This is a genomic window from Streptomyces lomondensis (genome assembly GCF_014651035.1).
GTDB classification, from domain to species: Bacteria; Actinomycetota; Actinomycetes; order Streptomycetales; family Streptomycetaceae; genus Streptomyces; species Streptomyces lomondensis.
Window position 1 is genome coordinate 546295 of the sequence record NZ_BMWC01000001.1, and the last position, 11773, is coordinate 558067.

Sequence of the window (11773 nt, forward strand, 5' to 3'; positions counted from 1 at the left end):
CCACGAGGCTCCACAAGCCCCGTAGGACCCCGCCCGGCCCTCGCGGGCCCGGCGGCGCCCCAGCAGCCCCAGCCGACCGCCTCAGCCCCTTTCAGGAGACACCGTGAACGCATTCCCCGGCAGCGGGATCTACGACCGTACGCAGGCCGTGCAGGACATGAGCGCCTCGCAGGGCCGCTACACCGGCCCTGCGGCCGAGTCCCGCTATGTCATCCCGCGCTTCGTCGAGCGCACCTCCCAGGGCATCCGCGAGTACGACCCGTACGCGAAGCTCTTCGAGGAGCGCGTGATCTTCCTCGGCGTCCAGATCGACGACGCCTCCGCCAACGACGTCATGGCGCAGCTGCTGTGCCTGGAGTCGATGGACCCCGACCGTGACATCTCGGTCTACATCAACAGCCCCGGCGGCTCCTTCACGGCGCTCACTGCGATCTACGACACGATGCAGTACGTGAAGCCGGACATCCAGACGGTCTGCATGGGCCAGGCGGCCTCCGCCGCCGCCGTCCTGCTGGCCGCCGGCACCCCGGGCAAGCGCATGGCCCTGCCGAACGCGCGCGTGCTGATCCACCAGCCGTACAGCGAGACCGGCCGCGGCCAGGTGTCCGACCTGGAGATCGCCGCCAACGAGATCCTCCGGATGCGTACGCAGCTGGAGGAGATGCTGGCCAAGCACTCGACCCAGGCGATCGAGAAGATCCGCGAGGACATCGAGCGCGACAAGATCCTCACGGCCGAGGACGCGCTCAGCTACGGCCTGATCGACCAGATCATCACCACCCGGAAGATGGACAACTCGAGCCTGCGCTGAGGCGACAGGCTGTATCGTCTGCCGCCCCTTGGCACGGTTTGGCACGGTCCACGTCAAAGTGAACCGCGCCAAGGGGGGCCCGAACGGGGGGCCCGGCAAGGTACCGTCGGACATAAGGCAGCACCAGGAGTCCGCTTGGACGTCGGCGTCCAGGAGTCTCCCAGGCGAAGGGGAAGCACACCGTGGCACGCATCGGTGACGGCGGCGATCTGCTCAAGTGCTCGTTCTGCGGCAAGAGCCAGAAGCAGGTCAAGAAGCTCATCGCAGGGCCCGGTGTGTACATCTGCGACGAGTGCATCGACCTCTGCAACGAGATCATCGAAGAAGAACTGGCGGAGACCAGCGAGGTCCGCTGGGAGGAGCTCCCGAAGCCCCGCGAGATCTACGAGTTCCTCGAGGGGTACGTGGTCGGCCAGGAGGCCGCCAAGAAGGCCCTCTCGGTCGCGGTGTACAACCACTACAAACGAGTCCAGGCCGGTGAGAACGGCGGGGCGAACGGCCGGGACGATGCCATCGAGCTGGCGAAGTCCAACATCCTCCTCCTCGGCCCCACGGGTTCCGGCAAGACCCTCCTCGCGCAGACCCTCGCGCGCATGCTGAACGTCCCCTTCGCGATCGCCGACGCCACGGCCCTGACGGAGGCGGGATACGTCGGCGAGGACGTCGAGAACATCCTGCTCAAGCTGATCCAGGCGGCCGACTACGACGTCAAGAAGGCCGAGACCGGGATCATCTACATCGACGAGATCGATAAGGTCGCGCGGAAGAGTGAAAACCCCTCGATCACGCGCGACGTCTCGGGCGAGGGCGTCCAGCAGGCCCTGCTGAAGATCCTGGAGGGCACCACGGCCTCGGTGCCGCCGCAGGGCGGGCGCAAGCACCCCCACCAGGAGTTCATCCAGATCGACACGACGAACGTGCTGTTCATCGTGGGCGGTGCCTTCGCCGGACTGGAGAAGATCATCGAGTCCCGGGCCGGCGCCAAGGGCATCGGCTTCGGCGCGCAGATCCGCTCCAAGCGCGAGATGGAGTCCAAGGACCAGTTCCAGGAGGTCATGCCGGAGGACCTGGTCAAGTTCGGCATGATCCCCGAGTTCATCGGCCGCCTGCCGGTCATCACCTCGGTCCACAACCTGGACCGCGAGGCCCTGCTCCAGATCCTCGTCGAGCCGCGCAACGCGCTCGTCAAGCAGTACCAGCGCCTCTTCGAACTCGACGGCGTGGAGCTGGACTTCGAGCGCGAGGCCCTGGAAGCCATCGCCGACCAGGCCATCCTCCGCCAGACCGGCGCGCGTGGCCTGAGGGCCATCATGGAGGAGGTCCTCCAGGGCGTGATGTACGAGGTCCCGTCCCGCAAGGACGTGGCCCGGGTCGTCATCACGGCGGACGTCGTCCAGTCGAACGTCAACCCGACACTGATCCCGCGGGATGCGCGGGGGCGCGGGCCGGGCGAGCAGAAGACGGCCTAGTCACCAACTGCGCGAAGGCGCCCAGCACTGCTGCTGGGCGCCTTCCTCGTTACCGGCGTCAGGCCTTGACGCGCACTTCCTCACGGACCTTTGTGGTGAGGTCGATCGCCACGTCCTTGGTGACGCCCTGCGCCGCGTCGCCCGGCGACACGATGGCGATGGTGCTGTAGTCGGCCCACGCGCAGAACCAGTTGGTCTTCTCCTGCTTGGTCAGCTGGTCCTGCCCCTTGACCGACTGGCACTTCATGGCCGCGCCGTCGAGGTCGGCCTCCTCGGGCTCGCCGACCAGCTCGGGTTTGCCGGACCCGGTGGTGGATTCCTTCTCGGCCGACTTCTTGAAGTTGGCGAAGAACAGGTCCAGGGTCGCCTCCGGGTCGGAGATCTCGCCGTAGGCACCGGCCACCGACAGGGTCTTGGCCGTCGCCATCTTTGCCGCCGACGACGGATCGTCGGGGTCGTAGTCGCTCAGGTCCACCGTGGAGTAGAGGCCCGCCGCGGTCTTGGCGTTCTTGACGCCGCTCTTCTCCAGCTCCGACGTCGAGTCGGCGCCGACGGTCGACCCGTCCTTCGTGGTGCGCTTGTAGTCGCTGAGCACCGTCGCCGGCGTCGTGAGCTTGTGCGGCCCGTCGTCCTCCAAGCCGCCGCCGCCCCCGCCGATCACGAAGTACGCGCCCACGCCGACCGCCGCCACGAGCGCCACGGCGCCGATGATGATGCCGGTCTTCTTCTTGCCGCCGCCCGGAGCCGGGGGCTGGGGCGGCATGCCGTACGGGGCCTGGCCGTACGGCGGCTGCGGCTGCTGGCCGTAGGGGCCCGGCTGGGGCGGGACGCCCTGCGGGGGCTGCTGCGGGTAGCCGTAGCCGGGCTGGGGCGGAGGGGCCTGCTGGGGGTAGCCGTAGCCGGGCTGCGGAGCCTGCGGCGGCTGGCCGTACGGACCGGGCTGGCCGTACGGTCCGGGCTGCTGGGGCTGCCCGCCGTACGGGCCCGGCTGGTTGTAACTCATGTTCTGGGTTCCCCTCCAGATGCTTGTGCGTTCGAGACATCCTGGCGCAGACCCGCCGTGTGCATGGCATCGGGCCCCCCACCGTTACAAACGAAACGCGTTTCGGGACGGGGTAGTGACACCTCTAAACTGACCCCCGTGACCGAGAACGCTCAGCAGCAGCCACCAGCGCCCAGCACCGACCTGCCGACCCAGTACGCGCCGGCCGACGTAGAGGGGCCGCTGTACGAGCGCTGGGTAGAGCGGGGTTACTTCGAGGCCGACGAGAAGAGCGACAAGCCGCCGTACACCATCGTCATCCCGCCGCCGAACGTCACGGGCAGCCTGCACCTCGGGCACGCCTTCGAGCACACCCTCATCGACGCCCTGACCCGCCGTAAGCGGATGCAGGGCTTCGAGACGCTGTGGCAGCCGGGCATGGACCACGCCGGTATCGCCACGCAGAACGTCGTCGAGCGGGAGCTCGCCAAGGAGGGCAAGTCCCGGCACGACCTGGGCCGCGAGGCCTTCGTCGAGCGGGTCTGGCAGTGGAAGGGCGAGTCCGGCGGGCAGATCAGCGGCCAGATGCGGCGGTTGGGCGACGGCGTCGCCTGGTCGCGCGAGCGCTTCACGATGGACGAGGGCCTGTCCCAGGCCGTCCAGACCATCTTCAAGCGGCTCTACGACGACGAGCTGATCTACCGCGCCGAGCGCATCATCAACTGGTGCCCCCGATGCCTGACCGCCATCTCGGACATCGAGGTCGAGTACCAGGACGACGACGGCGAGCTCGTCTCCATGAAGTACGGCGACGGGGACGACACCATCGTGGTCGCCACGACCCGCGCCGAGACCATGCTCGGTGACACGGCCGTCGCCGTGCACCCCGAGGACGAGCGGTACCAGCACCTGATCGGCAAGCTGGTCAAGCTGCCGTTGACCGACCGCTCCATCCCGGTCGTCGCGGACGAGCACGTCGACCCGGAGTTCGGCACGGGTGCCGTCAAGGTCACCCCGGCCCACGACCCGAACGACTTCGAGATCGGCCAGCGCCACGACCTCCCGGCCCTGACGATCATGGACGAGCACGCGGTGATCACCGCCCACGGCCCCTTCCAGGGCCTGGACCGGCTGGAAGCGCGGTCGGCGATCGTCGCGGCCCTGCGCGCCGAAGGGCGGATCGTCGCCGAGAAGCGGCCGTACGTCCACTCCGTCGGCCACTGCTCGCGCTGCAAGACCACCATTGAGCCGCGGCTGTCCATGCAGTGGTGGGTCAAGGTCGGGCCGCTCGCGAAGGCCGCCGGTGACGCGGTCCGCGACGGCCGGGTCAAGATCCACCCGCAGGAGATGGAGAAGCGCTACTTCGACTGGGTCGACAACCTCCACGACTGGTGCATCTCGCGGCAGTTGTGGTGGGGCCACCGCATCCCGGTCTGGTACGGCCCGAACGGCGAGGTCGTCTGCGTCGGCCCCGACGAGGAGCCGCCGAGCGGCGAGGGCTGGCGTCAGGACACCGACGTCCTCGACACCTGGTTCTCCTCCGGCCTGTGGCCGTTCTCCACGCTCGGCTGGCCCGAGCAGACCGATGCGCTCGCGAAGTTCTATCCGAACTCGGTCCTGGTCACCGGCTACGACATCCTCTTCTTCTGGGTCGCCCGGATGATGATGTTCGGCCTGTACGCGATGGACGGCACCCCGCCGTTCCACACCATCGCCCTGCACGGCATGGTCCGCGACCAGTTCGGCAAGAAGATGTCGAAGTCCTTCGGCAACGCGGTCAACCCGCTGGACTGGATGGACAAGTACGGCAGCGACGCGCTCCGCTTCACCCTCGCCCGCGGCGCCAACCCGGGCGTCGACGTCCCGATCGGTGAGGACTGGGTCCAGGGCTCGCGCAACTTCGCCAACAAGATCTGGAACGCGACGCGCTTCGCGCTGATGAACGGCGCGACGGTCGAGGGCCCGCTGCCGGAGCCGTCGAGGATGTCCTCGACGGACCGCTGGATCCTCTCCCGCCTCAACACGGTCGTCGCCGAAGTCGACGCGTTCTACGACGACTACCAGTTCGCGAAGCTCTCCGACGCCCTGTTCCACTTCGCGTGGGACGAGGTCTTCGACTGGTACGTCGAGCTGTCCAAGACGACGTTCCAGGCGGGCGGCGAGGCGGCCGAGGTCAGCAAGCGCGTCCTCGGCGAGGTCCTCGACGTCACGCTGAAGCTGCTGCACCCGGTGGTCCCGTTCGTCACCGAGACCCTGTGGACCACGCTCACCGGCGGCGAGTCGGTCGTCATCGCCGAGTGGCCGAAGGACAGTGGCTTCCGGGACGCCGACGCCGAGCGCGAGATCGAGAGCCTCCAGTCGGTCATCACCGAGGTCCGCCGCTTCCGCGCCGACCAGGGCCTCCAGCCCGGCCAGCGGGTCCCGGCCCGGCTGACCCTGGACGGCACGCGGTTCGCGCCCCATGAGGCGGCCATCCGCCAGCTCCTGCGCCTCCAGCCCGAGGGCGACGGCTTCACGGCCACCGCGACCCTCCCGGTCGCCGGCGCCGAGGTCGCCCTCGACCTCTCCGGCACGATCGACGTGGCGGCGGAGCGCAAGCGCCTCGCGAAGGACCTCGCGGCGGCGGAGAAGGAGAAGGCGCAGGCCAACGCCAAGCTCGGCAACGAGGCGTTCCTGGCGAAGGCCCCCGACCACGTCGTGGACAAGATCCGCACCCGCCTCACCAAGGCGGAGGAGGACATCGCCCGGATTCAGGCGCAGCTGGAGAGGCTGCCGCAGGGTTAAGGGTTCGTACGGTGTGTGAGGCCCCCGGTGCTGTCAGGCCCGGGGGCCTCAGACGTAGCTCAGGGGCGACGCCCCCAGGGGCGCGGGGAACTGCGCGACCGGCCCCCACCGGCCCGCAGACACCGGACGACACAAACCACCCCCCACCGTTGTCACCCCCGCTCCGTAGACTGGCCCCGTGAGCGAGCTCCCTCCAGACCACAGCGACGACCAGCCCGACCCCCTCAACGACTTCGACGAGATCATCGCGGCCGAAACCGACCGCGACCCCGACCTCGCGATCATCGAAGCCGGTAGTCGAACCCTGCGCACCCAGGGCGGCCCGCCCGACGCCGACATCCCCACCCGGCCCGCCGACCCCGAGGTGGACAAGGCCCTGCGCGAGGTCGAGGCGGAGCTCGCCACGCGCTGGGGCGAGACCAAGCTGGAGCCCTCGGTCAGCCGCATCGCCGCGCTGATGGACGTCCTGGGTGAGCCGCAGCGGTCGTACCCGTCGATCCACATCACGGGCACGAACGGCAAGACCTCCACGGCCCGCATGATCGAGGCCCTGCTCGGCGCCTTCGAGCTGCGCACCGGCCGCTACACCTCGCCGCACGTGCAGTCGATCACCGAGCGCATCAGCCTGGACGGCGCCCCCATCTCGCCCGAGCGGTTCATCGAGACGTACCAGGACATCAAGCCGTACGTGGAGATGGTCGACGCGGCGCAGGAGTACCGGCTGTCCTTCTTCGAGGTGCTCACCGGCATGGCGTACGCGGCGTTCGCCGACGCGCCCGCCGACGTCGCCGTCGTCGAGGTCGGCATGGGTGGCTCCTGGGACGCCACGAACGTGATCGACGGTGACGTCGCCGTCGTCACGCCCATCGACCTCGACCACACCGACCGGCTCGGCACCACGCATGCCGAGATCGCCACGGAGAAGGCCGGCATCATCAAGCAGGGCGCCACCGTCATCCTGGCGCAGCAGCCGGTCGAGGCGGCGCAGGTGCTGCTGAAGAAGGCCGTCGAGGTGGACGCGACCGTGGCCCGGGAGGGCCTGGAGTTCGGGGTCGTGGACCGGCAGGTGGCCGTCGGCGGGCAGCTGCTGACACTGCGCGGGCTCGGCGGCGAGTACACCGAGGTGTACCTGCCGCTGCACGGCGCGCACCAGGCGCACAACGCGGCCGTCGCGCTCGCCGCCGTCGAGGCGTTCTTCGGCGTCGGCGCGCAGCGGCCCGATCCGCTGGACCTGGACACGGTCCGCAAGGCCTTCGCCGCCGTCGCCTCCCCGGGCCGGCTGGAGGTCGTACGGCGGTCGCCGACCGTCGTGCTGGACGCCGCCCACAACCCGGCGGGCGCCCGCGCGGCGGCCGAGGCGATCGGGGAGGCCTTCCAGTTCAGCCGCCTCATCGGCGTGGTCGGCGCGAGCGGCGACAAGAACGTACGGGGGCTGCTGGAGGCCTTCGAGCCGGTGTTCGCCGAGGTCGTCGTCACGCAGAACTCCAGCCACCGCGCGATGGACGCCGACGAACTCGCCGGCATCGCCGTCGAGGTGTTCGGCGAGGAGCGCGTCCAGGTCGAGCCGCGGCTGCCCGACGCACTGGAGGCCGCCATCACGCTGGCCGAGGAGGAGGGCGAGTTCGCGGGCGGCGGTGTGCTCGTCACCGGTTCCGTCATCACCGTCGGCGAGGCCCGACTGCTCCTGGGGAAGGGCTGAGATCCCGTGCGTACGCTCTGTTCTTCGACGCTGATCGGCGAGTTCTTCGTCATCGGATTCGCCGGTCTGGTCGCCATGAAGGACCCCGACCTGTCCATGACGACCGTGTGGACGGTCAGCGGCATCGCCATGTTCCTGTGCCTGCTGCTGTGCGGCCTGGTGACGCGCCCGGGCGGGGTCGCGCTCGGCTGGGCGCTGCAGATCGCGCTCATCGCGTCGGGCTTCGCCGTGCCGACCATGTTCTTCCTGGGCGCGATCTTCGCGGCCCTGTGGTGGGCGTCCGTGCACTACGGGCGGAAGGTGGACGAGGCGAAGGCGAGATTCGCGGCCCAGGCCGGCTCCTCCTCACCTGACGCTGCGTAACAGGCGGCCCGACACGCCGGGTAACCTCGTCTCACCGCTAAACCTTTACGCACAAGGAGCCCGTCGTGAGCCAGCGCACCCTCGTCCTCCTCAAGCCCGACGCCGTCCGTCGCGGCCTGACCGGCGAGATCATCAGCCGCATCGAGCGCAAGGCGGGCTGGGCGATCACCGCGCTGGAACTGCGCACCCTGGACCAGGACACGCTGGAGCAGCACTACGGCGAGCACAAGGGCAAGCCCTTCTACGAGCCGCTGGTGGAGTTCATGGCCTCCGGCCCGGTCGTGGCGATGATCGTCGAGGGGGAGCGGGTCATCGAGGGGCTGCGCCAGTTGGCCGGCCCGACCGACCCGATCGCCGCGGCGCCCGGTTCCATCCGCGGCGACTACGGCGTGATCGTCCGGGAGAACCTGATCCACGCCTCCGACTCCGAGGAGTCCGCCGAGCGCGAGGTGAAGATTTTCTTCCCGGGTCGCGCGTAAGGGCGAACGCCGAGCAAAGTCTGGGGGCACCGCCCCCGGACTTTTCTGGCATATGCGTGGCGATCGAGGGAACGATGCTCCCCAAACGCCCGTCTCCAGAAGCGAACCCGCACGGCATCTGCTGACAATGGCGGAGACCCTCCCGCAGTGTTCGCGAAGGCGCGTCTACGATGGAAGCCTTCACGTCACAGCACCCACCTTTGCCTACCTGAAATGCCCTCAAAAGCTCCTGGGAAGGCCAGACGAATCCTGATGGGGAACTCAATGTCGTTCATCGGCCGTGACATGGCTGTCGACCTCGGGACCGCCAACACGCTGGTGTACGTCAGGGGTCGCGGGATCGTACTCAACGAGCCGTCCGTTGTCGCGATCAACACCAACACCGGTGGCATCCTCGCGGTCGGCGCCGAAGCGAAGAAGATGATCGGGCGCACGCCCGGCAACATCGTTGCCGTTCGTCCGCTGAAGGACGGCGTGATCGCCGACTTCGAGATCACCGAGCGGATGCTCCGCTACTTCATTCTGAAGATCCACAAGCGGCGGTATCTGGCTCGTCCGCGGGTCGTCGTCTGCGTGCCCTCCGGCATCACGGGCGTCGAGCGCCGTGCCGTCATCGAGGCGTCGTCCCAGGCCGGCGCCCGCCAGGTGCACATCATCGAGGAGCCCATGGCCGCGGCCATCGGCTCCGGCCTGCCGGTCCACGAGGCCACGGGCAACATGGTGGTCGACATCGGCGGCGGCACGACGGAGGTCGCGGTCATCTCCCTCGGCGGCATCGTCACCGCCCAGTCCATCCGCGTCGCGGGCGACGAACTGGACAACGCGATCATCCAGCACATCAAGAAGGAGTACTCCCTCCTGCTGGGCGAACGCACGGCCGAACAAATCAAGATCACGATCGGTTCGGCGTACGACCTCGACTCCGACGAGCACACCGAAATCCGCGGCCGGGACCTGGTGTCCGGGCTGCCGAAGACCGTCGTCATCTCCGCGGCCGAAGTCCGCAAGGCGATCGAGGAGCCGGTCAACGCCATCGTCGACGCCGTCAAGACCACCCTCGACAAGTGCCCGCCGGAGCTGTCCGGCGACATCATGGACCGAGGAATCGTTCTGACCGGCGGCGGAGCGCTGCTGCGGGGTCTGGACGAGCGGCTGCGCAGGGAGACCGGCATGCCGATCCACATCGCCGAGGACCCCCTGGACAGCGTCGCGCTCGGTTCCGGTAAGTGCGTCGAGGAGTTCGAGGCGCTCCAGCAGGTGCTGGACGCCCAGCCGCGCAGATGACGTAACTCTTCGATTCCGCCGTACGGGACGATCTCCTCTCGTACGGCGGATCGTTGATACAGATGCATAAGCTCCCACAAAGCAGCCCCTCGGGTTTCCCTGGGGCTTCCCGAATTCCGATGAGGAAGGGCACGGCCGCCGCACGTGAGGGACACACGAGAGAGCCGGCTGCTCCTGGTGCTGCTGATCGCCATCGCGTTCGCGTTGATCACGGTGGACATCCGCGGTGGGGAGGACTCGCCCGTCGACGGCGCCCGGCAGGCCGCGGCCACGGTCTTCGGCCCGATCGAGAGCGGTGTGTCGGCCGCGGTCGACCCGGTCGGCAACGCGGTCTCCGCCATCCGTGACTCCGGCGAGCGGCATGACCGGCTCGCCGTACTGGAAGAGGAGAACGCGGCCCTGAAGGCGCGGCTCGGCAGCGACGACCGCGCCCGCAGCCGCCTCAAGCAGCTCGACAAGATGCTGAAGGTCGCCGGGCAGGGCCAGTACGGCATCAAGGGCGCCGAGGTCATCGCCATAGGAGCGGCGCAGGGCTTCTCCTGGACCATCACCATCGACGTCGGCGCCAACGACGGCATCAAGCGCGACATGACCGTCCTGAACGGGGACGGGCTGGTCGGGCGCGTCACCACGGTCGGGCCCAACACCGCGACGGTGCTGCTCGCCAGCGACCCCGACTTCACGGTCGGCACCCGGATGGAGGACAGCGACGAACTGGGCTTCGCCTCCGGGCAGGGCGACCGCCCGCTGCGCGTCGAACTCCTCAACGGCAAGGCCGAGGTGAAGAAGGGCGACCGCCTCGTCACCTTCGGCTCGCAGGCCGACCGGCCGTTCGTGCCCGGCGTGCCCGTCGGCGTGGTCTCCCGCGTCGACCCCTCCGGCGGCGACCTGACCCGCACCCTCTACGTCACGCCGTACGCGAGCTTCACCAAGCTCGACATCGTCGGCGTCGTCGTCGAGGCCCCGAAGAAGGACCCGCGCGACACCGTGCTCCCGCCCAAGCCCAAGCCGACCCCCAGGCCGACGGTGACGGTGACCGTGACGCCGTCCGCCGAGGCCCCCGCGGACGGCCAGAACCAGCAAGAGCAGTAGGAGCTGTCACCTCATGCGCGTCAACCGGATCCTGCTCTCCTCCTCCCTGGTCGTCGTCGCCCTGGTGATCCAGGTGAGCGTCCTCGCCCGCCTCCATCTGCCCGGCGCGGTACCCGACCTGATGCTGCTCACCGTCCTCGGCCTCGCGCTGGTGTACGGGCATGTCGGCGGCGCCCTCGTCGGCTTCGGCGCGGGCCTGCTCGCCGACCTGGCCCCGCCCGCCGACCACGCGGCCGGGCGGTACGCCCTCGTGCTGTGCGTCATCGGCTACCTCGCGGGCCTGGTGAAGCCGGAGACGGGCCAACTGAAGTCCGCCACCGGCCCCATGGTCGTGGTGGTCGCCGCCGCGGTCGGCTCCACCCTGCTGTACGCCGGCGTCGGCGCCCTCGTCGGTGACACCGCCGCCCGCCATGTGGGCCTGGGCAGCCTGCTGTTCACGGCCGCCCTGTACGACCTGCTGCTCGCCCCGTTCGTCGTGCCGGGAATCATGGCCCTGGCCCGCCGCGCCGAGAACGATCCGCTCGCCGAGACCAACTCCGCCGCCAAGGCCACCGACATCTCCTCCGGCTGGCTCTCGGGCGGCACGGGCCTGAAGATCGGCAGCCAGCGCAACGGCCTGCGGGTGAAGGCGGCCCGGGCCCGGATGGCGCGGGCCGGTCGCATCAAGGGGGTCAAGCGGCTGTGAACGCAGGGAAATTCACCCGAACGGATCGGTCCGGTCGGAACGCGGGCTCGTGGGCCGACCGTTCATCACTCGTCACCGCCCGTCGATCATCCGTCGTCATCACACACGCGAACGCGCACTGAGAG

General features: G+C 69.2%; 10 protein-coding genes. 9 read left to right on the forward strand and 1 reads right to left on the reverse strand.

Annotated elements, in window-relative coordinates; translation table 11 throughout:
• The first annotated feature begins 103 nt into the window (after positions 1-103).
• Together IE255_RS02385 and clpX are read left to right on the forward strand one after the other, a co-directional pair.
• Entirely contained in the window at positions 104-811 is a 708-nt protein-coding gene (locus IE255_RS02385) for an ATP-dependent Clp protease proteolytic subunit (protein ID WP_308280885.1), read from the forward strand.
• A 182-nt stretch (positions 812-993) separates the two neighbouring features.
• On the forward strand, positions 994-2280 hold the full coding sequence (gene clpX, locus IE255_RS02390) for an ATP-dependent Clp protease ATP-binding subunit ClpX (RefSeq protein WP_010041898.1): 1287 nt from the start codon (positions 994-996) through the stop codon (positions 2278-2280).
• Between the two features lie 58 nt (positions 2281-2338).
• Here the strand turns inward: clpX and IE255_RS02395 are convergent, their stop codons facing one another.
• Positions 2339-3283, reverse strand: coding sequence for a hypothetical protein (locus tag IE255_RS02395; RefSeq protein WP_190048406.1), 945 nt, complete (start codon positions 3281-3283; stop codon positions 2339-2341).
• Positions 3284-3421: 138 nt separating this feature from the next.
• On the opposite strand from IE255_RS02395, the gene IE255_RS02400 reads away from it, so the two are divergent.
• The 7 genes from IE255_RS02400 to mreD all read left to right on the forward strand — a co-directional run bounded on the left by IE255_RS02400 (position 3422) and on the right by mreD (position 11648).
• Entirely contained in the window at positions 3422-6046 is a 2625-nt protein-coding gene (locus tag IE255_RS02400) for a valine--tRNA ligase (RefSeq protein WP_190048407.1), read from the forward strand.
• A 178-nt stretch (positions 6047-6224) separates the two neighbouring features.
• The gene (gene folC, locus IE255_RS02405) at positions 6225-7745 is read left to right on the forward strand and encodes a bifunctional tetrahydrofolate synthase/dihydrofolate synthase (protein ID WP_190048408.1); all 1521 of its coding nucleotides are present in this window, start codon (positions 6225-6227) and stop codon (positions 7743-7745) included.
• Between the two features lie 6 nt (positions 7746-7751).
• Complete coding sequence (locus tag IE255_RS02410; protein ID WP_190048409.1) at positions 7752-8108, forward strand: DUF4233 domain-containing protein; 357 nt, start codon at positions 7752-7754, stop codon at positions 8106-8108.
• Positions 8109-8173: 65 nt separating this feature from the next.
• Positions 8174-8587 carry a nucleoside-diphosphate kinase gene (ndk, locus tag IE255_RS02415; RefSeq protein ID WP_114252470.1) on the forward strand — a complete coding sequence of 138 codons (414 nt, stop codon included), beginning with the start codon at positions 8174-8176 and terminating at the stop codon, positions 8585-8587.
• 264 nt (positions 8588-8851) lie between these two features.
• Positions 8852-9871, forward strand: a complete 1020-nt coding sequence (locus IE255_RS02420) for a rod shape-determining protein (protein ID WP_004001297.1) — start codon at positions 8852-8854, stop codon at positions 9869-9871.
• Between the two features lie 144 nt (positions 9872-10015).
• Complete coding sequence (mreC, locus tag IE255_RS02425) at positions 10016-10963, forward strand: rod shape-determining protein MreC (protein ID WP_190048410.1); 948 nt, start codon at positions 10016-10018, stop codon at positions 10961-10963.
• Positions 10964-10976: 13 nt separating this feature from the next.
• Complete coding sequence (gene mreD / locus IE255_RS02430; RefSeq protein ID WP_190048411.1) at positions 10977-11648, forward strand: rod shape-determining protein MreD; 672 nt, start codon at positions 10977-10979, stop codon at positions 11646-11648.
• Positions 11649-11773: the final 125 nt, after the last annotated feature.